The organism is Brevundimonas sp. ZS04 (genome assembly GCF_001956865.1).
Taxonomy (GTDB): Bacteria; Pseudomonadota; Alphaproteobacteria; order Caulobacterales; family Caulobacteraceae; genus Brevundimonas; species Brevundimonas diminuta.
Genome location: NZ_MTHE01000013.1, coordinates 13,340 through 39,241 on the forward strand (window position 1 = coordinate 13,340; position 25,902 = coordinate 39,241).

Sequence of the window (25,902 nt, forward strand, 5' to 3'; positions counted from 1 at the left end):
GGGATACAGAAGAAAGAGGACGGAGCGCGGTTTGAACCGGGTCAAAAGATTTCTGCCCCTGGCCGTGCTGTTGGTCGCCGTCGCCGTGATCTTCGGCATGGGCTGGAATCGCTATCTGTCGCTGGACACCCTGCGTGAGCACGGAACGGCGCTGGAGGCCCTGACCGCCCAGCGCTACCTGCTGATGCTGGGCGCCCTGATGCTGATCTTCAGCCTGCTGACGGCCAGCGTGGTGCCCGGCGTGGTCTTCATCACCGTGACGGCGGGCTATCTGTTCGGGCCGTGGGTCGGCGGCGTCGCCACCGCCTTCGCCGCCACCGTCGGCGCCCTGGCCGTCTATTATGTGGGGCGCACCGCCTTGGGCGATTCCCTGCGCCGCCGCGCCGCCGCCGATACGGGCCTGTTGAACAAGGTCTGCGCCGGGGTGGACAAGAACACCTTCTGGTATGTGCTGGTCGCGCGGCTGGTGGTCACCGTGCCCTTCCACATGATCAATGTGGCGGCGGGCGTGATGGCGGCGCCGCTGCGGCCCTATGTCGTCGCCACCTTCATCGGCCTTCTGCCCGCCCACACCATCTATTGCTGGATCGGCGACAGCCTGCACGACGTTCTGATCACGGACCCGAATCCTGACATTCGGAGCCTGTTCGCGGAATTCTTCTGGCCCCTGATGGGAGTCGCCTTCCTGTCCATGCTGCTGCCCCTGCTGCTCAAGCTGGCCCAGAAGCTGCGCGCGCGCCCCCGCATGGAGGCGTCATGACGGAACGCGAGGCCCTTCCGACGGAGCTTCATACGCCCCTGACCCCGGCGACGACGGCCAGACCGCCTGCGACATCGCCCGCCCCATGGCGCGCCCTGCGCCAGCGGCTGCAGCCCCGCGCGCCCGACGGCCTGTCCAGCCGCCTGCTGCTGCTGACCGTCGCCTTCACCCTGGCGGTCGCCGCCCTGATCATCGTGCCCAGCGCCGCCTCCTTCCAGGAGCGGTGGCTGATGGACCGGCTGCAGGCGGCTGAACTGGCCTCGGTCGGGGTCGAAGCCCTGCCCTATTCCGCCGTCGAGGACTCCACCGCCGAACAGCTGCTGAGCATCGGCGGGGTGCAGTCGGTCGTCATCGGCGAACAGGGGGTGCGGCGACTGCTGCTGCAAGCCCCCAACCTGCCGCGCGCGCCCGAACTGATCGACCTGCGCCAGCGCAACGTCGGGGCGCGGCTGCTGGACCCGTGGAAGACCCTGTTCGGCCACCCCGACCGTTCGCTGCGGGTGCAGGCGGCGCCGCGCTATCGCTCGGGCGATCTGGTCGAGATCCTGGCCCCGGCCCAGCCGCTGAAGAAGGAGCTGGAGGGCTTTCTGGTCAACAGCCTGATGATGTCGCTGCTGATCGCGGCGGTGGCGGGCGGCCTGCTCTACGCCTCCCTGTCGATGCTGGTGTTGCAGCCCCTGCGCCGCGTCACCCGCTCGATCGAACGCTTCGCCGCCAATCCTGAAAGCCCGGCCGAAACGCCCTCGGATCGTCAGGACGAGATCGGCCGGGTCGAACGCGAACTGGCCCGGATGCAGGAGGAGGTGCGCCAGTCCCTGCGCTCGCGCGCCCGCCTGGCGGCGCTGGGCGAGGCGGTGGCCAAGATCAACCACGACCTGCGCAACATGCTGACCTCGGCCCAGATGGCGTCCGAGCGGCTGTCGACCTCGTCCGACCCCCTGGTGGCGACCGCCCTGCCCCGTCTAGAGCGGGCGCTGGACCGGGCCTCGACCCTGGCGCGCAACGTCCTGGCCTACGGCAAGACCGAGGAGCCCGCGCCCCAGCTTCAGAAGATGCTGCTGGCCCGCGCGGTGGCCGCCGCCGCCGAGGACGCGGGGCTGGAGCCGGACGGCGTGCGGCTGGTGCGCGACCTGCCCGCCCGCTTCACCGTCAACGCCGACCCGGACCAGCTTCACCGCATTCTGGTCAATCTGATGCGCAACGCCCGCCAGGCCATCGAGACCGCGCCCCAGAGCAAGGACAAGAGCGGCAAGGGCGCCATCACCGTCAGCGCCGAGACCCGCGACGGCATGGCCGCCGTCACCGTGCGCGACGACGGCCCCGGCATTCCGCCGCGCCTGGCCGATCGCCTGTTCGAGCCCTTCGTCAGCGGCGGCGGGGCCGACGGCACGGGCCTGGGCCTGACCATTTCACGCGAGCTGGCGGCCAACCACGGCGGCGCCCTGACGCTGCTGGACACCGGACCGCAGGGCACGCGTTTCGAGCTTCTGTTGCCGCTCTAGGGCGCCGGACGGCAGCCTTACGCCGTCCCGGACGTTGTTTCCTTTGAACGCCGAAAGCGCCAAGCTTGCGGTCCTTCGTATTCCTCCCGCCAGGAGCGCTCCATGACCCGCCCCCCATCCTCGCAAACCCGCCCCGCCCGTCCCCTGGCGGCGCTGATGCTGACCACGACCCTGGCCTTCTCGCTGGCGGCCGGCTCCGCCTACGCTCAGGGCCAGAGCCAGAGCCGTCCGCAACCGGCGCCGAAAGATCCCGTGGCCGAGATGTTGCTGTCCAAGGGCGAGCGTTATCACCGCGCGCCGGATTCGGCCCAGGATCCCGACGAGCTGCGCCAAACCCAGGCCCTGAACGCCGAGATCGTGGCCCAGAACGACCTGGCCGAGAACGAAGACCGCGCCAATCAGGCCGCTCAGGCCGAGGCCCAGCGGCGCTGGCAGGCCGAAGTGGAGCAGACGGAGGCGCAGGCGCGGGCCGATCGCGAACGGCATGAGGCGGATCTGCGCGCCGCCGACGAGGCCCAGGCCCGCTATGAGCGCGACATGGCCGACTGGCGGGCCACCGCCGCCGCCTGTCAGCGCGGCGACACGGCGCGCTGCAACGCGGGCCGCAAGACGCCGAACTGAGGCTTCAGACAAGGAAAGGGCGCCGCCGACCTCGCGTCGGGGCGCCCTTTTCTCGCTTGAGATCAGGCCGGATCAGGCCCCGACGGATTCCGTGCGGCGCTTCATCATGTTGTCGAAGCTGTCCCAGACGCCGTCGGCGCCGTGCCAGGCGCCTTGCGTCGCCGCCTTGGAGTATTCGGTGGCGCGCGCCTCGAAGAAGTTGGCGTGCTCGACGCCCGACAGCAGGGCCTGCAGCCACGGCAGCGGATTCTCGGTCACGCCGTAGACTTCCGGCAGATGCAGCTGACGCAGGCGCCAGTCGGCGATGAAGCGGATGTAGGCCTTGATGTCGTCCGGCGTCATGCCGTTCACCGGGCCCATTTCGAAGGCCAGGTCGATGAACTTGTCCTCCATCTCGATCACCGTCTTGCAGCAGTCGACGATGTCGTCGGCCACGGCCTTGGTGACGGCGCCCGTCTCCTTGTTGAAGGCGTGGTACAGCTTGATGATGCCTTCGCAGTGCAGGCTCTCGTCGCGCACCGACCAGGACACGATCTGTCCCATGCCCTTCATCTTGGACTGGCGCGGGAAGTTCATCAGCATGGCGAAGCTAGCGAACAGCTGCAGCCCTTCCGAGAAGCCTCCGAACATGGCCAGGGTCCGGCAGATGTCGGCGTCGCTGTCGACCCCGAACTGGCCCATGTAGTCGTGCTTGTCCTTCATGGCCTCGTATTCCATGAAGGCGCCGAACTCGCTCTCGGGCATGCCGATGGTCTCGAGCAGCAGGGCGTAGGCCGCGATATGGATGGTCTCCATATTGGCGAAGGCGGCCAGCATCATCTTCACTTCGGTCGGTTTGAACACCCGGCCGTAGCGCTCCATGTAGTTGTCCTGCACCTCGATGTCCGCCTGGGTGAAGAAGCGGAAGATCTGGGTCAGCAGGTTACGCTCGCCGTCGTTCAGATTGGCGGCCCAGTCCTTGACGTCCTCGCCCATCGGGACTTCTTCAGGCATCCAGTGGACCTGCTGCTGCTTCTTCCACATGTCGAAGGCCCACGGATAGCGGAAGGGCTTGTAGGCGGCCGAGGGGGTCAGCAGACCGGGCGTGCCGGGACGAATGATCGTGGCGGGAGCGTTCATCGAAGAAGACCTGGGGCGAATCCGGAAGAAGTGCGTTTCACCATGCGTCCGCCGGCGCGCGGGGACAAGGGAAGATGCGCACATCTAGCGATCACTTTTCAACCGACCGCTAGATATGGTGTTTCCGTGACAGGAAATTGGGGAGGAAGATGGGGATGGTTTTCACGCTCTACGGCGCCGCCGGGTCCGGCTCGGTCCCGGTCGAGGCGACGCTGCGGCTGATCGGGCAGGACTATCGCGTCATCGAGGCCCCGACGTGGGAGGGAGAAGCCGAACGGCGCAAGGTGGCGTCCGTCAATCCGATGCGGCAGATTCCGGCCCTGGTCACGCCGGGCGGCGAGGTCATCACCGAAAGCGCCGCCATCCTGATCTGGTTGGCCGATTCCCACCCGCAGGCCCGGCTGTCGCCCGCGCTGGACGATCCGCGCCGGGCGCAGTTCCTGCGCTGGATGAGCTTCATCCCCGCCGCCGTCTATTCGATGTTCTGGGTGCGGGACGAGCCGTCTCGCCTGGCCGGCGACGATCCGCAGGCCCAGGCTGAAATCCAGCGCCGCACCATCGAACGCATCGCCGACTGCTGGCGGATGATGGACGCCCAGATCACGCCCGGCCGCTTCCTGCTCGGCGAAGAGATGACGGTGCTGGACCTCTATGTCGCCGTCGCCAGCCGCTGGGCGCCTCGGCGTCGCCGCTTTTACGCCAAAGCGCCCGGCATGGCCGAGGTCGTTCGCCGCGTGGACGCCCTGCCTGAGCTTCAATCCTTCTGGGCCGAGCGGTTCCCGTTGGACGAAGGTTGGGAGGGTTAGGGCCTAGAGCAGGCCCATCGCCTTCGCCTCACGCTCCAGCCCCTCGCGGAATTCGGGCGCGGCCAGGCTGATCAGGGCGCGGGCGCGGGCGTCGTCGGTCAGCCCCTTCAGATTGACCGCCCCATGCTCGGTGACGACATAGTGAATGTCGTTGCGCGGGGTCGTCGCCGGGCCGTCCAGACGCGCCACGATGCGCGAGGCCGTCCCTTTGGCCGCCGTGGAGTGGCAGGCGATGATCGACTTGCCGCCCTCGGACGCCGCCGCGCCGCGCACGAAGTCCAGCTGGCCGCCCGACGCCGTGTACTGCCGCCCGTTCAGGTATTCCGAGCAGCAGGCGCCGAACAGGTCGATCTGCAAGGTCGCGTTGACCGAGATCATCTTCGCATTGCGGGCGATGACCGCCGGGTCGTTCACATAGTCGACAGGGCGGGCCTCGAAGGCCGGGTTCTCGTGCAGGAACTCATAGGTCGAGCGGTTCCCCATCGAGAAGGTGAAGACCGTCTTGCCGGGGTGCAGAGTCTTACGCGCATTGGTGACGACGCCCGCCTTCATCAGTTCGACCAGGCCGGGCGTCAGCATCTCGGTGTGGATGCCGAGGTCGCGATGGTCGTGAAGCGCCGCGCACACCGCGTCCGGCAGGGCGCCGATGCCCATCTGCAGCGTCGAGCCGTCCTCGACCATGCCGGCGATCAAGGCCCCGATGGCCAGATCCTGCGGCTGCTGCGGCGCCTTGCCCGCCTCCAGCAAGGGGGCCGAATGCTCGACCAGGGCCGCAACCTGCGAAACATGGACGCGGCAATCGCCGAATACGCGCGGCATGTGCGGATTGACCTCCAGGATCACCCGTTCGGCGCTCTTGGAGACAGCCAGGGCGTAGTCGGTGTTGGTCCCCAGGCTGAAATAGCCCTCGGCGTCCATCGACGAGACCGTCGCCAGCAGGGTGTCGACGCCGATTTCGCGCGTCAGCACGCGCGGCGTCTGCTGGAAGCCGGTCGGCACGAACCAGACGGCGCGGCGGCCCTCTTCGATCCCGCGCGCCTCCAGCTTCCGCTCGATGGCGCCGTGGAACAGGCTATGCGGGCGGATGCGGTCCGTCAGTTCGAAGCGCATCACCGTCTCGCCCGCGATGGCGGTGGACAGCAGGTAGTAGAGGTTGACGTCCCCCACCTGCCGCGCCTCTGCCCGGTCGGCCAGGGCCTTCAGCAGGGCCGGAGGCTGGCCTACGCCCAGGGCCATGGCGACCTTGGCGCCCGACGGGATCAGGGCCGCCGCCGCCTGAGGCGTCGTCAGGCGTTCGGCGTAGAGGGCGGCGAAATCGGTCATGGGAAACTCCTGAAGCGTCGTCCTTGAGGGCGTCCGTCGCTTGCGTGGCGACGGCTTCTGATCGCCTTTATCCGACAGCCGCGCGCCTTCGCGGCGCTAGACCTTGGTCTAAGAAACCATACGCCTAGGGCGCGTCCTGCAGGGGCGCGTCGTGCAGGCGCTGACGCCGCTCGGCGGCGTAGGCGATCAGCCACAGGGCCATCGACCAGGCGGCGCCCACGCTCCACCCCGCGAACACATCCGACGCCCAGTGCGCGCCCAGATAGATTCGCGTCAGCCCGATCAGCAGGGCGATCACCACCGCGCAGCCTAGAACATAGGCCTTCAGCCGCTTGCGCGGAAAAGCGCGCGTCAGCATGACCCCCAGCGTCAGATAGAAAACGGTCGACAGCAGGGCGTGGCCTGAGGGGAAGCTGGCGTTCAGCGTCTCCACCGCCTGATAGATTTCGGGCGGCCGTTCGCGCTCGAAAAGGGCCTTCAGGCCTTCGCTCAGGGCCACCCCGCCCGCCAGGCCGACGACCAGCATCAGCGCCGACAGCCGCTTGCCCATAATCAGCAGGAAGCCGATGGCGATGACGGCGAACAGGGTCAGCACCGATATGCCGCCGAGCGAGGTCAGATCCGCCGCCGCCTCGTGCAGCCACCACGGCCCCCAGGGGCGCCCCGGATCATCGGCGAAGGGCCGCACCGCCGCCAACACCGCATGGTCAAAGGCCTGGCCGTCGGCTTCCTGAATGTCGTCGGCCACCTCGATGAAGATCAACACCCCCAGGGCGACCACCAGCATGGCGGCCACGGCGGCGATCTCCGTGCGGGCGACGCGCAGGGCGCGGGTCAGGAAGGCGGTGGGATGCGGGGCCATAGGGCGCTAACGGCCAAGCTGTTGCGGTGTTCCCTGTCAGCTCTCGCAGAAATCGACGACGGTTCGGTGAAAAATGTGATCCCGCATTTCCTGAGTCATTTCCACAGGGTGTGATCAGCCGCCCACCGATTCGTCAGAAAAGCTCCCGTCAAGAGCTTTACCTGCGGTTAGGGATATGCACCCATATATCTAGCCGAACACCGGCAAGCAGCCACTAGATGTAGTGTCTCAAACCGGTACGGCCTTCTAATCGCATTTGTTCGGGACAGGGACGAAAATGGCTGGCGGCGAAGCGTTGCAGACGACGGAATTCTCTACGGTTTCCTCGGCGTCGCCCGAGACCAAGCCGGAGCTGACGGTGGTGAACGGCCTGAAACTGGACCGCACGCGCGACGCCCTGCTGACCGAATTCGGCAAGAAGACGCTGGAAGACCGCTACCTGCTGGCGGGCGAAAGCTATCAGGACATGTTCGCCCGCGTGGCCACGGCCTACGCCGACGACGCGGATCACGCCCAGCGCGTCTACGACTATATGTCAAAGCTGTGGTTCATGCCGGCGACGCCGGTGCTGTCGAACGGCGGCGCGGATCGCGGCCTGCCGATCTCCTGCTTCCTGAACTCGGTCAACGACAGCCTGGACGGCATCCAGAACGTCTGGAACGAGAACGTCTCCCTGGCCTCGAACGGCGGCGGCATCGGCACCTATTGGGGCGGCGTCCGCTCCATCGGCGAGAAGGTCAAGGGCGCGGGTCAGACCTCGGGCATCATCCCCTTCATCCGCGTGATGGATTCGCTGACCCTGGCGATTTCGCAGGGCTCGCTGCGTCGCGGCTCGGCCGCCGTCTACCTGGACATCCACCACCCGGAAATCGAAGAGTTCCTCGAGATCCGCAAGCCGTCGGGCGACTTCAACCGCCGCTCGCTGAACCTGCACCACGGCATCAACATCACCGACGCCTTCATGGAGGCGGTCCGCGACGGCAAACCCTTCGACCTGATCTCGCCCAAGAACGGCGAGGTCCGCAAAACCGTCGACGCTCGCAACCTGTGGACCAAGATCCTGGAGATCCGGATGCAGACGGGCGAGCCCTATCTGATCTTCTCGGACACGGTGAACCGGCAGATGCCGCAGCACCAGAAGGATCTGGGCCTGTCGGTCAAGCAGTCCAACCTGTGCTCTGAAATCATGCTGCACACGGGCCTCGACCATAAGGGCGTCGAGCGCACCGCCGTCTGCTGCCTGTCGTCGGTCAACGCCGAGACCTTCCTGGAGTGGCGCGAAGAGCCCCGCTTCATCGAGGACATCATGCGCTTCCTCGACAATGTGCTCGAGGACTTCATCACTCGCGCCCCGTCGTCGATGGCCGCCGCCGTCTATTCGGCCCAGCGCGAGCGTTCGGTGGGTCTGGGCCTGATGGGCTTCCACTCCTTCCTGCAGTCGCAGGGCGTGGCCTTTGAATCGGCCATGGCCAAGAGCTGGAACATGCGCCTATTCAAGCACCTGCGCCGCGAGGCCGACAAGGCCAGCCGCACCCTGGCCGAAGAAAAGGGCCCCTGCCCCGACGCCGCCGATCGCGGCGTGATGGAGCGGTTTAGCCACAAGCTGGCCATCGCTCCGACCGCCTCGATCTCGATCATCTGCGGCGGCACGTCGGCGGGCATCGAGCCGATCCCGGCCAACATCTACACCCACAAGACCCTGTCGGGCTCCTTCGCGGTCAAGAACCCCTATCTGCAGGATCTGCTGGGCGAAAAAGGCATCGACACCGAGGCCGTCTGGTCTTCGATCCTCGAGAACGAAGGCTCGGTCCAGCACCTGGACGCCCTCAGCGACGACGAGAAGGCCATCTATAAGACCGCCTTCGAACTGGATCAGCGCTGGGTCATCGAACTGGCCGCCGACCGCACCGGCGACATCTGCCAGGCGCAGTCGCTGAACCTGTTCATCCCCGGCGACGTCAACAAGTGGGATCTGCACATGCTGCACTGGTCGGCGTGGGAGCGGGGCCTGAAGTCGCTGTATTATCTGCGGTCCAAGTCGGTGCAGCGCGCCGCCTTCGCCGGCGCCGAGGACAAGAAGGAAGAAGAGATCGATCCGAACCAGCCGGACCTCTTCTCCATCGCCCGCACCGACTACGACGAGTGCCTGGCCTGCCAGTAGGGCAAGCCCTCACACTCAACGCCATCGCCTTTGAGCCGCCCGGGGAACCCTCTCCGGGCGGTTTCGTTCGTCATAAAGGAATGTGGCGTAAAAGAGTCCGTTGCGGTTCCCCGGCGTTCGTGCACAGTGGAAGCGTTAACGGATCGGGAGGCACCGTTGATGCGTCGGATGGCATGGGCAGGATGGATGATCGCGGCGGTCGCCCCGACGACCGTTTTCGCCATGCCGCAGACCGTTGTGGAAGGCCCCATCGCCGCGCGCGGCGGCGACGCCATCCGGTTCGAGGACGCCGCCGCCCGGCTGGACAGCCGCCTGCCCTTCACCGCCGAACCTGACGCCGCCTTCGGCGCCCCGGTGCAGTTCAGCGACGTCGCCCGACTGAGCGCCGATCAGGGCGAACTGCGTCAGGAAGCCTGGTTCGCCGGCGACGGCTTCACCGATCGACTGCGGATCACCACGACCGGGGAACTGCGCCGCGCCGACGGCTCGCCCGCGCCGCCGCGCGCCCTCGACCCCGTCGCCTTCTCGGGCGAGAGCTATGACGTCACCTATACGCGCGGCTGGACCGCCGCCAAGGGCCGCACGGCCTCGGGCCTGGAGGTGTCGCTGACGCCCCACGCCGGCTTCGGCGTCGGCAGCGACGGCCCCTCGGCCGAGGCGGGCGCCACCCTGCGCATCGGCGAGAATCTGGATCGCCTGGCCCCCAACGGCGACGAGGCCTTCGGCGAGCGGCCGCGCTGGTATCTGTACGCGGCCGGGTCCAAGCGGGCGGTCGGCTACAACTTCGCCCGCACCCGCGACGGCGACTTCGCCCGGTCCGGGGTCAGCCAGGACGCCGGAACCTACCTGGGCGACGCCTCCATCGGCGTGGCCTATCGCCGGGGCTCAGTGCAGAGCTCCTTCGGCGTCGTCTATCGCGAGATCGAAGCCAAGGGCCTGCGCGGCTATCAGGGCATCAGAACCGATGTGTCGGAAGGCCTGGTGGCCTTCCAACTGACGATCCGCCCGCCGCGCTAGGCGGCCTCGCGCCCCTTACTGCGTCCGCGCCACGCCCTCACGGCGGCTGTCGGCCGCCCCGTCCCAGCGCCCGTTCCGCCACAGCCCGCCATGCAGGCCCGATGTCTCGGTCGTATTGGGCCGCAGCTCGACGCCCCGTTCCGCCATGCCGTCGCGCACCGCCTCAGGGAAGCCTTCGGTGTCGGCGCCGAAGCCGTCGCCCTTGGCCACCAGATTCGGCAGGTCGAAGGCCTGCTGCAGCGGCAGCCCCCAGGCCAGGGCGCCGATCAGGGCCTTGGCGTTATAGGCCAGGATGGACGATCCGCCGGGCGAGCCCAGCAGGCCGATCAGACGTCCTTCGCGATTCAGGATCAGGGCCGGCGACATGGACGAGCGCGGCCGCTTGCCCGCCGCCACGGCGTTGGCCGCAGGCGTGCCGTCCGACGCCGTCGGCACCATGGAGAAGTCGGTCAGCTGATTGTTCAGGAAGAAGCCGCCCGCCATCCGGCCCGAACCGAACAGGCTCTCGACCGTGGTGGTCATGCTGACGGCGTCGCCCTTCGCATCGACGACGACCAGGTGCGAGGTGCCCGCCGGTTCGCGCGTGGCGTCCGCGCCGACGTTCGGCGCCCCCGCCGGCACGCCATAGGGCGCCGCGCCGCGCAGAGCCGGCGCCAGGGCCGCCCGCTCAGCGACATAGGCCGGGTCCAGCAGGCCTGCGACCGGCACGGAGACGAAGGCCGGATCGCCGAAATAGCGGTCGCGGTCGGCGTACATCAGCCGTTGCAGTTGGCCGAAGGCGGCCCAAGCCTCGGGGCTGTCCGGCCCCTTGTCGATGTCCGGCGTCTGCTCGGCCATGGCCAGCAGCTCCAGGATGGAGGCGCCGCTGGACGGCGGCGGCGGCACGCAGATGGTGTAGATCTTATAGGAACCGCACACGGCCTCGCGCACCACAGGGCGATAGCCGGCGATGTCGGCTGCCGTCAGGGCGCCGGGTCGCGGACCTTCGTTGACCGCCGCGACGATGGCCTCGGCCAGCGGGCCCTGCTGCAGGGCGGCCGCGCCGTCGCGGGCGATGCGGCGCACCGTCTCGGCGTAGGCCGGATTGCGCAGGGTCTCGCCCGCCTGATAGCGCGCGCCGTCCGGCTTGGTGAAATACTCGGTCGCCCAGCGCGTCTTCGCCTGGGGGGCATCGCCGTTGATCATGCCGGCCAGACGGGGGCTGACGACGAAACCGTCCTGCGCCAGTTTCTCGGCGTCGCCGAACAGGTCGGACCAGGCCAGGGCGCCGTGCTGCTGCTGAGCCAGGGCCAGCATGGGCACCACGCCCGGCGCGCCGGTCGAGCGTCCGCTCAACACCGCATCGACAAAGGCCAGCGGCTTGCCGTTCTCATAGAAGAGCTCGGGCGTGGCGGAGGCGGGGGCCGTCTCACGTCCGTCATAGACGGTGATCGCGCCGCTTTCGGCTTCGTAGAACATCATGAAGGCGCCGCCGCCCAAACCCGAGGACTGCGGCTCGGTCAGGCCCAGCACCGCCTGGATGGCCACCGCCGCGTCCACGGCCGAACCGCCGCGCGCCAGCACCTTCATCCCCGCCTCGACCGCCAGGGGGTTGGCCGCCGACACGAACGGCCCCCTGGCGACGGAGGCCTGGGCCGCCGCAGGCGCTTCAGCCGAAACCGGCGCCGCCTCGGCCTGAACCCCTTCCGCCGTCGTCGCGCATCCCGTCAGCAACAGGGCCGCAAGCGCCGTCCCGGCCGCGAGAGAGGAAATCCTGCGCGCAGGGCGCAGATGGGAGAAGGAAAAGGCGCGCACTCAAGCACTCCGGGACGTTACAGGGAGGCTTTATGCCTAGGCCCGCAGGCCTCCGAGGCCAACCCCGCATTTTCTCAAGATTTTCTGAGAAAACCTGCTTGCCAGCACGAAAGCGACCCGCTAGATACCCGGCCCTGCCCGCAAGGCGGTGCGCACCCGTAGCTCAGCTGGATAGAGCACCAGACTACGAATCTGGGGGTCAGGAGTTCGAATCTCTTCGGGTGCGCCATCTCTCTTTATCATGATGATCTAAGGCGAAACGGCCGTAATATGCGCCGTCCGCTCTGGCTGCGCGACGCTGCGACGGTTTCACAACCCACACCCTCCATCGCCAAGTTAATATAAAATCAACGTTTCTGCGCCTTGGCAGGAACGACCGTCGCATTGTGGCCGTTTCTTGTCCGGAGGAACGCCTGAGATGGTGTGCGAGAGGGACGGAAGCCGGACCGCCGGAGGTGGTGGGTCGCGCCTGCCCGCAAGGGCATGGTGACGCGCGCGGTCAGCGTGCGCCGTTCCGTATCCGCGCCGGCCGATCTGGCCGCCCTGCGCAATCTCGCCTCCATCACCCGATTGAGCGATGAAGAACGCGCCCTGATCCGACGATTGTGCGTGTTCCAGGAAGCCGTGCCCGCGGGCCAGCCTTTCGATCCCGACGGCCGAGCCGCCTCGCCGCGCCTGATCCTGAGCGGATGGGCGTGCCGCCAACGCATCCTGGCCGACGGTCAGCGCCAGATCTTCGGCTTCCTGCTGCCCGGAGACTCCGTAGGGCTGAGCCTTGATCCGCGTCCGCTGGACGAGACGACCATCATCGCCCTGACGCGGGTCGAATATGTCGACGCCCTGATGCTGCGCGAGATCCTGGCGCTTCAAGACCCGCGCCACGATCGGCTGCGCCGCGCCCTGGCGACGTCGCGCCGATACGAGGAAACCTGCCTGCTGAACCATGTGGTGCGGCTGGGCCGGCAATCCGCCCAGGCGCGTCTGGCCCACCTGCTGCTGGAGTTGCGCGACCGGCTGCAGCGCGCCGGGCTGTGCACCAGCGACCGCCTGCATTTGCCGCTGACCCAGGAGACCCTGGCCGACGCCCTCGGACTGAGCCTGGTCCATGTCAGCCGCACCCTGGGCCAGATGCGGCGCGGGCGGCTGATCGCCATGCAGAGCGGCTGGGTCACCCTTCTGGACGAGGCCCATCTGCGCGCCGCCAGCGACTATGGCGTCGACGACCACGCCCTTCACTGAAACCCGAACGAAAAGAGAGAGAGCGAGCGTCATGAGCCCCCACCGACAACCGTCTCGGCCCCGCCCGCCTCTTTCACAGCATCGACCGCCGCGCCGGACCGGGTCCGCGCTGCGGATGATCGGCGCCTCGGTCGCCATGGCGGCCCTGCTGGCCCCCGGCGCCGCCCTGGCCCAGGACGAAGAGCTGGCGGCGCGGGTCGCGCGGCTGGAAGCTCTGGTCATCGAGCAGCAACGCCGTATCGAGGCGCAGGAAGCCCTGTTGAACGAACGCGCCGCCATGGCGCCGCCGTCCGTCGATCCGCGCTGGCAGGTGCAGACCGACGCCTCGGGCCGAGCGGTTTTCGCAGATCGAACCCTGAACCAGTTGCGCGCCGGCCAACAGGTCGCCAGCACCATCGCGCCCAACGGTCCGGCCCAACCGACCCTGCCCCCGAGCGAAGCCCCGCCGCCGCCCGCGCCAGAGGTGCGGCGCGAGCAACTGGCCGCCATTCCCGAAGGCATCGCCGTGCTGAGCCAAACGGGAAAATTCACCCTGGACGTCTCGACCGAGTACACGCGCTCCAGCGCCAACCGCCTGGTGTTCCGAGGCATCGAGATCGTGCCCGGCGTGCAGATCGGGGTGATCGAGGCCAATGAGGCGGATCGCGACACCGGCGTCGTCACCCTGGCCGGGAAATACGGCATCGGGCCGCGCATGGAGGCGGAGCTGCGCGTGCCCTACGTCTGGCGCAACGACACCATCACCACCGTGCAGCAGCGCGACGAAGCAGTGACGCGGACCATCGATCTGAGCGGCGACGGCGTCGGCGACGTCGAAGCGGCCCTGCGCTATCAGATCAACGGCGGCGAGCGCGGACGCCCCATCTTCATCGCCGGCCTGAGGGTCAAGAGCGACACGGGCGAAGGGCCGTTCGACATCGATCGCGACGAGTTCGGCATCGCCACCCGCCTGGCCACAGGCTCGGGATTCTGGGGCGTCGAGCCCAGCATCAGCTTCTTGTACCCCAGTGATCCGGCGGTCATCTTCGGCAGCCTGAGCTACTTCGCCCACCTGCCGCGCGACATCAACAAGACTGAGGGCGAGATCCGCATCGGCGAGGTCGATCCCGGCGACGCCATCGGCCTGTCGATCGGTTTCGGCTTCTCGCTGAACCCGCGCTTCTCCTTCTCGCTGGGCTACAAGCACAACTACATTCGGCCGACGAAGAGCGAGTTGAACGACATCACCGAAAAGTCCGATGCGCTTCAGGTCGGCGCCCTGCAGTTCGGCATGTCCTACCTGCTGAACGACCGCTACAGCCTGAACGGCAATTTCGAGTTCGGCGTGACCGAGGATGCGCCGGACATGCGCTTCATCCTGCGCCTGCCGATCGTCTTCTGACATGAAGAAGGGGCCGCCCGACGGCGGCCCCCGAGAGACTCGAACGTTGCGGCCTAGAAGCCGCCCAGGCTCCTGAGTCCGGCCCAGTCGATGTCGCGGGCGATGTTCGATCCGTAGTTGTGCATCTGACTGTTGGTCTGGATCGTCGCCAGGTCAGGCAGGACCAGGTTCAGCTCCATGTCCTGGCGGATGTTGCGATTATCGGCGTTGTTGATGATCAGGTTCTGCAACTGGCTGGTCGTGATGTTGTGCAGGATCGCCGTCGCGCCCGAGCCGTCCACCACCGCCACCCCGCCGGTGTTGCTCAATCCGCGAAGGTCGATGCCGCCCGCCACCAGGCTGGCCATGGCGCCCGCCAGATCAGCCACGCCGGGGACGTTGTGCTGAACCTGCTGACTTACGGGTCCGGTCGGCGTCCAGGTCAGTTGCGTCTGAAGAGCCAGTTGGTCGTTCACATAGGAACGGACCACGACGCCGAAGCCGAAGGTGAAGCCTCCCGCCGTCATGAAGCCGCCGCGCGCCTCGGACATGTCCGCGTCCGTCATGACCTGAGGCCCGCGCATGACCTCGACCGGCGTAGCAACCGGCGATGGCGCCGCCGACGGCGGGGTCGCGAAGGGCTCCAGAGAGGCGTCGCCGACAAGCTCGGCGGCGAAGGCGACGGATTCGGCCGAGACCGGCGCCGCCAGACTGACCGGCGCCAGGCAGGTCATGACGAGCAGAATGCTTGAACGCGCGCGTCTCATGGTCGTCACCTCAGATAGGGATCGAGGGAGAAACGCGTCGTCACTTGATACAGCGGCGGCAACTCCCGCGTCAGTTCCGCCAAGGACATGGGCTGAAGCGCCTGCCCCGGCCGCGACCGGTTCCAGATGCGCCACTCCTCGGCGTCGTTGAAGGTGTCCGCCGGCTGGCGGACGACGAAGGCGACTCCATTCCACATGGCGGTGAACTGGTCGCGCGAATAGATCTTCAGCCCCAGGGCCGGATCGCCGACAAGAACATGGCCCGCGTCATCGCCCTTGAAGACCACGAAATGTTTGTAGCCGGCCGTGTCGATCATCACGATGGCCGGAGCGTTCATCTCGATCAGCTCGTCCAGGCTGAGCCGGAAGCCGTCGGCGGGATAGCCGCGCGCATCGAGGTAGCGCTTCATGTCCAGCAGGGAGAAGCCGACGCGGCGGATGGTCTCCTGATCCCCGTCGGCGAACATGGCGCGGAACACCTGAGCCTCGCCGACATCGCGGCCGTAGTGATGGCGCAAAAGGGTGGCCAGAGCCGCCGAGCCGCAGCTGAAGTCGTACTGCTGGCGCACCACGGTGCGGAAGGGCAGGTCGCGATAGCTGACCACCTTCACCCGGCCCGCGGCGGGACCGTTGTTCAGCAGGATCTCGGCCTGGGCCGAAGCCGCAGACAGGGCCGGCAAACCCGCCACGGCGGCCAGCCCCAGGTTGAGCAGAAGCCGGGCGGACGAGCGTGTCACGGGTTCGGAGCCGTCGTCACGATATTGATCGTGATCGCGCCTTGCAGGTTGTTGTTGTTGCCGCTGTTCATGACGAAATTGCCGATGCCGTTGAAACCGGAAAAGGCGTTGGCGTCGATGCGCATGCCGCCCGTCGTCACGGTGTTGGCGTTGACACTGTTGCCACTGTTGGTCGCCTGCAGCAGTTGGTCGCTGGCGATGACCACCGACGATGCGCCTTGACGGCCGTGCAACGCATCCAGTTCGTCAACAGCCAGCGACCGCGGCCCTGTGGCGGCGGTTGAAGCGTCAACGGGAGCCGGAGCGACAATGATGAAAGGCGGAGGGGGCGTCGGCGGAGAGGCCGAATTCGGATCGGCCGCCCCCAGCAACGCCAGGGTCGACAGAATGCTGAGCATGGTTCCCTCCCAGGAAAAAGGAGTTCGGCGGCCGGAGAACCGGCCGCCGAAACGAAGGCTTAGTTGCCGCCGCCGTTGCCGAAGGTGACGTTGGCGTTGGCGCTGATCGCCGTGGCCGCCTGACCAACCGAAGCCAGGCCGGTGTTGTTGCTCACCGTCTGGATGCCCGCGAAGCCTGCGAAGGCGCCGCCGCTCTGGTTGATGTCGCCGGTGCGAATCCGGCCGTTTTGCGGGCCTTGGCCGTCTTCCGACATGTCGAAACTCAAGTCGCTGACGTTGGCGCTGAGTTCCTGCATGTTCAGGGAGACGCGCATGTCGCCGATGTTGGTGGAGTTATCGTTACCCGAGTCATTCACCGAGTTGTCGTTGAAGGAGTCAGAGACCCCTAACTCCAGGTTGGTGTTGGTCGAATTGTCGGTATGAGTCGAGTTATCCGTATTAAACGAGTCGTCGATGCCGACCTCGGTGTTGGTCGAATTGTCTGAGTTGTCGTTGAACGAATCCGAGACGCCCAACTCCAGGTTGGTGTTGGTGGAATTGTCCGAATTGTCGTTCAGCGAGTCAGAGATGCCCACGTCCAGATCAGTGGAGTTGTCGGTGTTGAACGAATCCGCGACGCCCAAATCCACATCGGTGCTGTTGCCGCCGCTGTTGTAGGAGTCAGTCGCCGAGGTGTTGCCGCCGACCGCACCATTCGGACCGCTCGAGGACTGAGCCTGAGCCATGCCCGCAAAAGCCAGAGCCCCAGCCAGGACCGCAGCAGACGTCATTAGTTTGGCACGCATTTCCTTGCCTCCAATCAAAGGTGATTAAGGAGGCTCCTCCACCTCCGAAGGCCGAAATCGTCGAATGACACGGGTCGTTCCCCTTAAGAGAGCCCCTGATTTTCCTCGAGAATTCGTACACTCCGGCCATCTTGCGGGAGAAGATCTGATCAAATGGAGTGGAGCCCTGCGGCCAGGAAGCTCGACATCCCGTCATTTGATCAAAAGACCACCCAGAATAAAGTTGGCGAAGTCGTGACTTTTTTAAGGCAGGCGCGCCGGTAGCGGTTCGAGTCTCCGCTCAACGGCTCCCGTGGCGCAATCGCTCCGGCCGTGCTACGCGCGCCGAACCATGACGACGCCCCCTATCGAACGCATCCGCAACTTTTCGGTGGTCGCCCACATCGACCACGGCAAGTCGACCCTGTCCGATCGCCTGATCCAGTTCACGGGCGGCCTGACCGCGCGCGAAATGTCGGAACAGGTTCTTGATAATATGGACATCGAGAAGGAGCGCGGCATCACCATCAAGGCGCAGACCGTGCGCCTGAACTACAAGGCCAAGGACGGCGAGACCTACGTCCTGAACCTGATGGACACGCCGGGGCACGTCGACTTCGCCTATGAGGTGTCGCGTTCGCTGGCCGCGTGCGAAGGCTCGATCCTGGTGGTGGACGCATCGCAAGGCGTCGAGGCCCAGACCCTGGCCAACGTCTATCAGGCGATCGACAACAACCACGAGATTGTCCCGGTCCTGAACAAGATCGACCTGCCCGCCGCCGAGCCGGACCGGGTGCGGGCCCAGATCGAGGACGTCATCGGCATCGACGCCTCGGAGGCCGTCATGTGCTCGGCCAAGTCGGGCATCGGCATCGAGGACGTGCTGGAAGCCATCGTCGCGCGTCTGCCGGCGCCCAAGGGCGACATCAACGCCCCGCTGAAGGCCATGCTGGTCGACGCCTGGTACGACCCCTATCTGGGCGTGGTGCTGCTGGTGCGCGTGTTCGACGGCGTGCTGAAGGCCGGCATGCGCGTGAAGATGATGCAGACCGGCTCGTCGCACCTGGTCGACCGCGTCGGCGTCTTCCTGCCCAAGAACACCCCGGTCGAGCAGCTCGGCCCCGGCGAGGTCGGCTTCATCACCGCCCAGATCAAGGAAGTCGCCCACGCCGCCGTCGGCGACACCATCACCGACGAGAAGAAACCCACGGCCGAACCGCTGAAGGGCTTTAAGGACGTGCAGTCGGTGGTCTTCTGCGGCCTGTTCCCGGTCGACGCCGCCGACTTCGAAGACCTGCGCGCCGCCATCGGCAAGCTGCGCCTGAACGACGCCAGCTTCACCTATGAAATGGAATCCTCAGCGGCTCTGGGTTTCGGCTTCCGCTGCGGCTTCCTGGGCCTGCTGCACCTGGAGATCATTCAGGAGCGCCTGAGCCGCGAGTTCAACCTGGACCTGATCGCGACGGCTCCCTCGGTCGTCTACAAGATCGGCCTGCGCGACGGGACCGAGATCGACCTGCACAACCCGGCCGACCTGCCCGACGTCATGCAGATCGAGACCATCAGCGAGCCGTGGATCAAGGCCACCATCCTGACCCCCGACGAATACCTCGGCGGCGTGATCAAGCTGTGCCAAGACCGTCGCGGCAGCCAGATCGAACTGTCCTACGTCGGCAGCCGCGCCCTGGTCGTCTATGAGCTGCCGCTGAACGAGGTCGTCTTCGACTTCTACGACCGGCTGAAGTCGATCTCGAAGGGCTACGCCTCGTTCGACTATGAGATCACCGACTACAAGGTCGGCGACCTGGTGAAGATGTCGATCCTGGTCAACGCCGAGCCGGTCGACGCCCTGTCCATGCTGGTCCACCGCGCCCGCGCCGAGACGCGCGGCCGCGGCATGGTGGAGAAGATGAAGGAGCTGATCCCGCCCCACATGTTCACCATCCCGATCCAGGCGGCCATCGGCGGCAAGATCATCGCCCGCGAAACCGTCCGCGCCCTGCGCAAGGACGTGACCAGCAAGTGCTACGGCGGCGACGCCACCCGCAAGAAGAAGCTGCTGGAGAAGCAGAAGGCCGGCAAGAAGCGCATGCGTCAGTTCGGCAAGGTGGAGATCCCGCAGGAAGCCTTCATCGCCGCCCTGAAGATGGACGAGGATTGATCCTCGTACGAGGAAAATGAAATCATGAAGGGCGGAAGGCGGTGCTTTCCGCCCTTTGTTCTTTTGCCCTCAAAACCCCGCCCGCCACGTCTCCGCGGTTAGCGTCACCGCCGCTTCGAGCGGGGGCTTGAGCTGGAACAGGCCCGGCGCGGCGGCGAGATCGTGGAGGCGGTAGAGGCACCAGGCGTCGGGGCGTTCGGTTGAGACCTCGCGCTCGGTGCGGGTCAGGAAGAAGTCGGTGGCGGGGCCGCCGCGCGTGGCCTTGACCTCGATCAGGCGCTCGCGGCCCGCCGGATCGAAGCTCTTGATATCGTAGCCGGCGCCGTCGCCGCGCTCCTGGGACGTCCATTCGATCTTGCGGGCCAGATCGGGGCGGTCATGGGCGATCAGGAAGGCGCGCTCGTGGTGGAAGACGTGACGCTCGCCCCACTGGCCGAGGACGCGGTTGCGGTGATCGCGGGCGGCGGGGTCGTATTTGCGGACGATGCGGGCGAGCCCCTCGGGCCGGGGCTTGCGCGCCGGGCCGAGGGGCGGCGGGGCGGTGATGGGGAGGATGACGGGCGGCGGCGCGTCCGGCTGGCTCCATGGCGAGGCGAAGGGTTGATCGGGTTCGTGGACGGAAGGCTGGCGTGGCGTCGGCCCCTCCACCACTTCGTGGTCCCCCTCCCCAGGGAATGGGGAGGAAAATGACAGGCCGAGGCTCCAGGCGTCGGGATGGGCGTCGAGGTAGCGTTCGACAGCCGGAAAGAGCGCGTTCTGGATGTTGTCCATGCGCCTGTAGCCGCGGATGGTCGGCAGGCCGAGATCGGCCAGGACCGAGGACAGGTTCATGTGCTTGAACTCGACCGAGCGGTGCGAACGGCCCGTGCGCGCCATCAGGTCGCGGGCGTGATGCGCCTTGACGTAAGGGCGCCCCGCAAGCTCGGCCGCCAGCATGGTGAAATAGGTCGCGACGATGGCGTCCAGTTCGTCCGCCTGCCAGTCGGTTCCTACCTTAGATTGGTCGATCATCGCCCCTCCGCCTACCGGAGGTTAGCTTTGCCGTGGAGTCTTGGCCAGGACGCATGGGACAGGCGGGGCCGAGGCGATCACCTCGCCCTCCCCACCCGGTCGCTGGCGCGACCACCCTCCCCATAAAGGGGAGGGAGAGGCGTTAAGGTCAGCGTAAGGGCGTGTGGGTTTTCAGAGGCTTGGGGGCGGATCGGCGCACCCAGCCCGCCTGGGTCGGCGCCGGTCCTATCCTTGCGCGCATGGAGGAGACCCTGGACGCCAAGCCCGCGCACTATCGCCTGTCGCGGGCGACGTGGGAGATCATTCTGGAGGCCTATCGCAACGGGGCGACCGTGCCTGAGCTAAGCGAGCGGTGGCGGGTGTCGCAGCACGCCCTGCGCAAGCGCATCACCGTCCACGGCGCGACCAAGCGCGACTGGGGCGATGCGCGGGCGCGCGAACAGGCCGAGGCGCGCGAACGGATGCAAGCCGAGCGGGCGGCGGCCGAGGCGGTTCGCGCCGAAGCCCTGTTCGCGCCGTCCGAAGGGGACGCGGACGAGACGGCGGAGGTTCTGGCCGAGACGGCGATGCGGGCCTCGGCGCGGGCCATGCGGGGACGGATGTGGGACGAGGCCAGGGCCCTGGCCCAACTGGCCGAGGCCTATGGCCGGATGGCGCAAAGGAGCGAGCGGGCGCGGGGACGCGGCGAGGTGACGCTGGACGACATTCCGCTGGAGCTGGTCAAGGCGCTGGCGCTGAACCAGGATCAGTGCGCCTCCAGCCGTCTGGCGATCTGGGACGAGGCCGACCCGCATCCGGCCAAGCAGGAGTATTGGGCGGTCAACGCCGCCCAGCGCGAGGCGGGCATGGAAGAATGGCTGGCCCTGATGCGAGAGCGCAAGACGCTGCGGGATCGGGTGCGCGAACTGGAGGCGGCGGCGGGCCTGGATCCTCGCTCCGATCAAGCGTAGGCCGGGCGCGCAAACATGAACAATCGTTCACATAGCGATGTGTCGCGTTGCGGCGGCCGCGCGCGCGGTTAAGGTCCGTCTCAACATGATCTGTTGGGGACTGAAAACACCATGCGTCTTGCCGCCTCTTCCGTTGCGCTCGCCGCCTTGCTGGCCGTGAGCACGCCCGTTCTCGCCGCGCCTGCGGCCGCCGCCTCCGCTGCGACCACGACCCAGGCCGAGCCTCTGCGCGGCGCGCCGGTATCGGAGTTGATCGCCCGCGTCGACATTCCGTGGAAGCGCTTCCAGCTCGACAACGGCCTGACCGTGCTGGTCCACGAGGACCGCAAGGCGCCGGTGGTGGCGGTGTCGGTCTGGTACAATGTAGGATCGAAGGACGAGCCCAAGGGCTCGACCGGCTTTGCGCACCTGTTCGAGCACCTGATGTTCGGCGGGTCGGAGAACTCGCCCTCCAGCCACATCCAGACGATGAACGCCGCCGGCGCGACCAGCCTGAACGGCACGACCTGGTTCGACCGCACCAACTATTTCCAGACGGTGCCGACCCCGGCGCTGGATTACACCCTGTATCTGGAATCCGACCGCATGGGCTATCTGCTGGGCCAGGTCAGCCAGGAGGTCTTGGACCTGCAGCGCGGCGTCGTCCAGAACGAGAAGCGCCAGGGCGACAACCAGCCCTACGGCATGACCTATTACGCCACGCTGGAAGCCCTATTCCCCGAGGGGCACCCCTATCGCCACTCCACCATCGGTTCGATGGCCGACCTGGACTCGGCCAGCATGGAGACGGTGCGCGACTGGTTCCGTGAGAACTACGGCCCGAACAACGCCGTCCTGGTCCTGTCGGGCGACATCGACGAGGCCAAGGCCCGCGAGCTGACTGAGAAGTATTTCGGCGCCATCGCGCGCGGCCCGGTCAACACCCCGGCGGCGGCGCCCGTGCCGACCCTGGCGACGCCGGTCGAACAGGTGCTGCACGACCGCGTGGCCCAGACCCGCATCAGCCGCACCTGGGCCGTGCCGGGCCTGGGCGATCCGGACTCCGTGCCGCTGAGCGTCGGCGCCTCGGTGCTGGGCGGCCTGGCCAGCTCGCGCCTGGACAATGTGCTGGTGCGCGACGAGCAGACGGCCTCCAGCGTCTCGGCCTCGAACCAGACCTTCCAGCGGCTCGGCATGTTCAGCTACTCCGCCATGGTCAAGCCGGGCGCCGATGCGGACGCCGTGGCCCAGCGCATGGACGCCGTCCTGGCCGACCTGATCGCCAACGGCCCGACCCAGGACGAGATCAACCGCGTGGTGACGCGCTACGCCTCGCAGCGCATCCAGGGGCTGGAGACCGCCAACGGCAAGGCCTCGGTCCTGGCCGAAGGGCAGCTGTATTCGAACGATCCGGACTTCTACAAGAAGGAGCTGGCGGCCTACGCCGCCGTGACCCCGGCCCAGGTCCAGGCGGCGATGCAGAAATGGCTGAGCCGCCCCGTCTACAGCCAGATCGTCATGCCGGGCGAGCGCGAGGCCTACGCCGAGGCCGCCGCCGCCCCGTCGGGCGCGACCCCGACGCCGGCCGGGCCGATCCAGCGCGTGGCTCGCGACCCCGCCCCGGCCATCGGCCAGGTGTCCAACGTCGACTTCCCGCCGGTGGAGCGCGCCGCCCTGTCGAACGGCATCGAGATCGTCTACGCCCGCTCGACCACCGTGCCGGTGACGCGCGTGGCGCTGGAGTTCGACGCCGGGGTCGCGGCCGACCGCGCCGACCGGCTGGGCGCCCACACCCTGATGCTGAGCGTCATGCAGGAAGGCACGACGACGCGCGACTCCAAGGCCCTGGCCGAGGCGCAGGAGCGCCTGGGCGCCAACGTTTCAGTTGGCTCGTCTATGGACCGCACCATCGCCAGCCTGTCGGCGGTGACGACCAATCTGCAGCCGTCGCTGGCCCTGCTATCGGACGTGGTGCGCAACCCGGCCTTCGCTCCGGCCGAGATCGAGCGCCTGCGCGCCACGCGCCTGGCCGGCCTGGCCAATGAGAAGACCCAGCCCGCCGCCATCGCCGGCCGCGCCCTGCCGCCGCTGATCTATGGCGAGAGCCACCCCTACGGCCGTTCGTTCGGCGGCACGGGCGACGAAGCGGTGATCCGCGGCCTGTCGCGCGACGACCTGGCGGCCGACCACGCCCGCTGGATCCGTCCGGACAACGCCCAGTTGTTCGTCGTGTCGGACCTGCCGCTGGCCGAACTCAAGCCGCAGCTGGAAGCCGCCTTCGGCGACTGGCGCGCCCCGACGACGGCCAAGGGCGCCAAGGCCTTCGACGCCGCCCTGCCGCAGACCTCGGCGCGGGTGGTGCTGATCGACCGGCCGCAGTCGCCGCAGTCGCTGATCTACGGCGGCCAGGTGCTGCCGGTGTCGGGGACTGACGACATCCTGACCCTGACCACGGCCAATACGGTGCTGGGCACGGACTTCCTGTCGCGCATCAACGCCGATCTGCGCGAGACCAAGGGCTGGTCCTACGGCGTGCGCGGCACGATCAGCCAGTTGGAGAACCGCGCGCCCTATATCGTCAACGCCCCGGTCCAGGCCGACCGCACGGGCGAGTCGATCGCCGCCCTGGTCAGCCAGTACGACCGTTTCCTGGGGGCCGAGGGCGTAACGGCGCAGGAGCGCGAGCGCACCGTCCTGGGCCGCACCCGCGCCCTGTCGGGCAGCTATGAGACCTCGTATCAGGTGCTGGGCGCCCTGCAGTCCAACGCCCTCTACGGCCGCCCGGACGACTATCCCGAGACCCTGGCGGGCCGTATCAACGCCCTGACGGCGCAGGAGATGGACGCCGCCGCCCGCGCCGCCATTCAGCCCTCGCGCTTCGTCTGGGTGGTGGTCGGCGACGCCTCGGTCGTCAAGCCGCAGCTGGACGCCCTGGGCCTGCCGGTCGAGGTGCGCGCCGCCGAGGCGCCGAAGCCGGCCCAGTAAGCCGCTTCAATCCCGCCTGAAACGACGACGGCCGGCGGGGCGACCCGCCGGCCGTTTTCTTTGCAGTTGATTCCGGGCGCGGCCGGGGCGAGCCTCCCCGCCTCTCCTCCCCTCGCCGGAGCTTACATGCCGACCGACGCCTTCAACCCCGCCGCCCGCGCCCCTCGCCTGGCCGTGCTGATCGACGGCGAGAACGCCTCGGCCCGCATCGCCGAGGCGCTGTTCACCGAGATCGCGACCCTGGGCGAGGCCTCGGCGCGGCGCATCTACGGCGATGCGGCCAGTCCGGCCTTGCGGGGATGGATCGACGTCCTGCCGCGCTGGGCGATCCAGTGGCAGCAGAATTTCCAGAACACCAAGGGCAAGAATTCAGGCGACATCGCCCTGGTCATCGACGCCATGGACCTGTTGCATTCGGGTCGGTTCGACGGCTTCTGCCTGGTGTCGTCGGACAGCGATTTCACCCGGCTAGCGGCGCGCATCCGCGAACAGGGCGTCCCGGTCTACGGTTTCGGCGAGCGCAAGACGCCCGAAAGCTTCCGCCAGGCCTGCACCCGCTTCATCTACACCGAGAACCTGACTGGACGCGCCGCCGCCGAGGCGGGCGCGGACGCGTCGCCCCCGGCCGAGCGCAACCCCGCCGAGGCCGTGCCCCTGATCGCCGCCGCCATCGCCGACATGGACGAGGACGGCGACGGCTGGGTCAATATCGGCGGCGTCGCCAACCGCCTGCGCAACACCTATTCCGACTTCGACCAGCGCACCTACGGCCACGCCAAACTGTCCGAACTGGTCCGCGCCACCGGCCGCTTCGACGTCGAGGTCGGCCCCGGCGGCGTCATGCGGGTGCGGTTGAAACCCCGCTAGGCTCAAGCGAAGCCGTTGAGCGAACAACGTTGCAACATGAGCCGATTGCCCGCATGGTGAACGTCTGACGTCCCTATGGGAGTTCTCGCCATGCTGATCCCCGCCTTCGTTCTTCTCATGCTGAACGGCGCTGCGATGCAGGATGACAACGCCGCTGTCGCCGAGCCGCGCGCGCCCAGCGCCTCCAGTTCGCCTTCGCGCACCATCTCGGCGCGTCCGCCTACGGTGACGAACGGCCCGACGCGGACGGTGTGCGGATGGGAGCGCGCCATGGGCAGCACCATTCAGCAGCGCGTCTGTCGCAAGGTGCCGCTGAACAGCAGCCAACGCGAACGCATGTCGACCGAAATGATGCGGGACATGCAGGGTTCGCGCTGGGGCGAACGACCTGTCCCCCGCTCTCCCGGCGGACGGCCTGTGTTCTGACACGAAACCTTCGCCGAAAAGGAGACGCCGATGTTGACGCCCCTTCTGTTCAGTCTGGTCCTGTCGAGTTCAGCCGCCACGCCCGTTCATGCCCAATCAGCCGGCGCCATGCCCGTAGCTTACCCGGTGCGCGACCGATCGGCGCCGCGCCCTGGAGAAGAGGTGCGCGAGGAATGCCGTCGCGGCCAACCGACCGGCTCCAATATTCGCCAGGACATCTGTCGGCAGGCGTCGGTGAAGCGCTCGATCGAGCGCGCCGCGCGCCGCTAGGGGCCGTCGCGACCAAATCGCCG

Annotated in this window: 23 protein-coding genes and 1 tRNA gene; 15 read left to right on the forward strand and 9 right to left on the reverse strand. The window is 67.5% G+C overall.

Features of this window, described 5'->3' with window-relative positions:
* Positions 1 to 31: 31 nt before the first annotated feature.
* The 3 genes from BJP32_RS13895 (at position 32) to BJP32_RS13905 (ending at position 2,883) form a co-directional block, all read left to right on the forward strand.
* The gene (locus tag BJP32_RS13895) at positions 32 to 760 is read left to right on the forward strand and encodes a TVP38/TMEM64 family protein (RefSeq protein WP_003164001.1); all 729 of its coding nucleotides are present in this window, start codon (positions 32 to 34) and stop codon (positions 758 to 760) included.
* On the forward strand, positions 757 to 2,262 hold the full coding sequence (locus BJP32_RS13900) for a sensor histidine kinase (RefSeq protein ID WP_083674006.1): 1,506 nt from the start codon (positions 757 to 759) through the stop codon (positions 2,260 to 2,262). Before BJP32_RS13895 ends, BJP32_RS13900 begins: the two co-directional genes overlap by 4 nt.
* Before the next feature lie 102 nt (positions 2,263 to 2,364).
* The gene (locus BJP32_RS13905) at positions 2,365 to 2,883 is read left to right on the forward strand and encodes a cell wall hydrolase (RefSeq protein ID WP_233126848.1); all 519 of its coding nucleotides are present in this window, start codon (positions 2,365 to 2,367) and stop codon (positions 2,881 to 2,883) included.
* 72 nt (positions 2,884 to 2,955) lie between these two features.
* Here the strand turns inward: BJP32_RS13905 and BJP32_RS13910 are convergent, their stop codons facing one another.
* Entirely contained in the window at positions 2,956 to 4,002 is a 1,047-nt protein-coding gene (locus BJP32_RS13910; RefSeq protein ID WP_003164004.1) for a ribonucleotide-diphosphate reductase subunit beta, read from the reverse strand.
* A gap of 149 nt (positions 4,003 to 4,151) precedes the next feature.
* Here BJP32_RS13910 and BJP32_RS13915 point away from each other — a divergent pair, with 149 nt between their 5' ends.
* Positions 4,152 to 4,808, forward strand: a complete 657-nt coding sequence (locus tag BJP32_RS13915; RefSeq protein WP_076224539.1) for a glutathione S-transferase family protein — start codon at positions 4,152 to 4,154, stop codon at positions 4,806 to 4,808.
* Positions 4,809 to 4,811: 3 nt separating this feature from the next.
* On the opposite strand, the gene BJP32_RS13920 is transcribed toward BJP32_RS13915, so the two are convergent.
* Positions 4,812 to 6,131, reverse strand: coding sequence for an acetyl-CoA hydrolase/transferase family protein (locus tag BJP32_RS13920; RefSeq protein ID WP_076224541.1), 1,320 nt, complete (start codon positions 6,129 to 6,131; stop codon positions 4,812 to 4,814).
* 124 nt (positions 6,132 to 6,255) lie between these two features.
* A complete protein-coding gene (locus tag BJP32_RS13925; protein WP_046654494.1) occupies positions 6,256 to 6,993 on the reverse strand; it encodes a phosphatase PAP2 family protein in 738 nt (245 codons plus the stop codon).
* Between the two features lie 277 nt (positions 6,994 to 7,270).
* On the opposite strand from BJP32_RS13925, the gene BJP32_RS13930 reads away from it, so the two are divergent.
* Positions 7,271 to 9,154, forward strand: coding sequence for a ribonucleoside-diphosphate reductase subunit alpha (locus BJP32_RS13930; protein ID WP_040344597.1), 1,884 nt, complete (start codon positions 7,271 to 7,273; stop codon positions 9,152 to 9,154).
* A gap of 159 nt (positions 9,155 to 9,313) precedes the next feature.
* A complete protein-coding gene (locus BJP32_RS13935; RefSeq protein ID WP_233126849.1) occupies positions 9,314 to 10,171 on the forward strand; it encodes a lipid A-modifier LpxR family protein in 858 nt (285 codons plus the stop codon).
* Positions 10,172 to 10,186: 15 nt separating this feature from the next.
* Here the strand turns inward: BJP32_RS13935 and BJP32_RS13940 are convergent, their stop codons facing one another.
* Positions 10,187 to 11,965: a gamma-glutamyltransferase family protein gene (locus BJP32_RS13940; RefSeq protein WP_083674007.1), complete on the reverse strand. Its 1,779-nt coding sequence runs from the start codon at positions 11,963 to 11,965 to the stop codon at positions 10,187 to 10,189.
* Positions 11,966 to 12,117: 152 nt separating this feature from the next.
* On the opposite strand from BJP32_RS13940, the gene BJP32_RS13945 reads away from it, so the two are divergent.
* From BJP32_RS13945 to BJP32_RS13955, 3 genes are all read left to right on the forward strand, one after another.
* Positions 12,118 to 12,194, forward strand: a tRNA-Arg gene (locus BJP32_RS13945).
* A 194-nt stretch (positions 12,195 to 12,388) separates the two neighbouring features.
* The gene (locus BJP32_RS13950; RefSeq protein WP_143255479.1) at positions 12,389 to 13,204 is read left to right on the forward strand and encodes a Crp/Fnr family transcriptional regulator; all 816 of its coding nucleotides are present in this window, start codon (positions 12,389 to 12,391) and stop codon (positions 13,202 to 13,204) included.
* A 115-nt stretch (positions 13,205 to 13,319) separates the two neighbouring features.
* Entirely contained in the window at positions 13,320 to 14,585 is a 1,266-nt protein-coding gene (locus BJP32_RS13955; protein WP_052748109.1) for a transporter, read from the forward strand.
* A 53-nt stretch (positions 14,586 to 14,638) separates the two neighbouring features.
* Here BJP32_RS13955 and BJP32_RS13960 read toward each other — a convergent pair whose 3' ends face one another.
* From BJP32_RS13960 to BJP32_RS13975, 4 genes are read right to left on the reverse strand one after another with little or no spacing between them, the layout of a single operon-like run.
* The gene (locus BJP32_RS13960; protein ID WP_143255480.1) at positions 14,639 to 15,331 is read right to left on the reverse strand and encodes a hypothetical protein; all 693 of its coding nucleotides are present in this window, start codon (positions 15,329 to 15,331) and stop codon (positions 14,639 to 14,641) included.
* 5 nt (positions 15,332 to 15,336) lie between these two features.
* Positions 15,337 to 16,068 carry a C39 family peptidase gene (locus BJP32_RS13965; protein ID WP_003164015.1) on the reverse strand — a complete coding sequence of 244 codons (732 nt, stop codon included), beginning with the start codon at positions 16,066 to 16,068 and terminating at the stop codon, positions 15,337 to 15,339.
* Positions 16,065 to 16,466 (reverse strand): hypothetical protein, encoded by a 402-nt coding sequence (locus BJP32_RS13970; RefSeq protein ID WP_003164016.1) that lies wholly within the window; start codon positions 16,464 to 16,466, stop codon positions 16,065 to 16,067. The genes BJP32_RS13965 and BJP32_RS13970 overlap by 4 nt, the downstream gene beginning before the upstream one ends.
* A gap of 59 nt (positions 16,467 to 16,525) precedes the next feature.
* Positions 16,526 to 17,251, reverse strand: coding sequence for a hypothetical protein (locus BJP32_RS13975; protein ID WP_143255481.1), 726 nt, complete (start codon positions 17,249 to 17,251; stop codon positions 16,526 to 16,528).
* 331 nt (positions 17,252 to 17,582) lie between these two features.
* Between BJP32_RS13975 and lepA the strand changes: the two genes are divergently transcribed.
* Positions 17,583 to 19,391, forward strand: a complete 1,809-nt coding sequence (lepA, locus tag BJP32_RS13980) for a translation elongation factor 4 (protein WP_046654485.1) — start codon at positions 17,583 to 17,585, stop codon at positions 19,389 to 19,391.
* Positions 19,392 to 19,460: 69 nt separating this feature from the next.
* On the opposite strand, the gene BJP32_RS13985 is transcribed toward lepA, so the two are convergent.
* Complete coding sequence (locus BJP32_RS13985; protein WP_076224543.1) at positions 19,461 to 20,402, reverse strand: DUF3883 domain-containing protein; 942 nt, start codon at positions 20,400 to 20,402, stop codon at positions 19,461 to 19,463.
* A 161-nt stretch (positions 20,403 to 20,563) separates the two neighbouring features.
* Between BJP32_RS13985 and BJP32_RS13990 the strand changes: the two genes are divergently transcribed.
* From BJP32_RS13990 to BJP32_RS14010, 5 genes are all read left to right on the forward strand, one after another.
* Positions 20,564 to 21,352, forward strand: a complete 789-nt coding sequence (locus BJP32_RS13990; RefSeq protein WP_143255482.1) for a hypothetical protein — start codon at positions 20,564 to 20,566, stop codon at positions 21,350 to 21,352.
* A gap of 111 nt (positions 21,353 to 21,463) precedes the next feature.
* A complete protein-coding gene (locus BJP32_RS13995) occupies positions 21,464 to 24,316 on the forward strand; it encodes a pitrilysin family protein (RefSeq protein WP_076224547.1) in 2,853 nt (950 codons plus the stop codon).
* A 126-nt stretch (positions 24,317 to 24,442) separates the two neighbouring features.
* Positions 24,443 to 25,183: an NYN domain-containing protein gene (locus tag BJP32_RS14000; protein ID WP_046654480.1), complete on the forward strand. Its 741-nt coding sequence runs from the start codon at positions 24,443 to 24,445 to the stop codon at positions 25,181 to 25,183.
* A 90-nt stretch (positions 25,184 to 25,273) separates the two neighbouring features.
* The gene (locus BJP32_RS14005; protein ID WP_076224549.1) at positions 25,274 to 25,609 is read left to right on the forward strand and encodes a hypothetical protein; all 336 of its coding nucleotides are present in this window, start codon (positions 25,274 to 25,276) and stop codon (positions 25,607 to 25,609) included.
* A 30-nt stretch (positions 25,610 to 25,639) separates the two neighbouring features.
* Entirely contained in the window at positions 25,640 to 25,879 is a 240-nt protein-coding gene (locus BJP32_RS14010; RefSeq protein ID WP_076224551.1) for a hypothetical protein, read from the forward strand.
* Positions 25,880 to 25,902 lie beyond the last annotated feature (23 nt).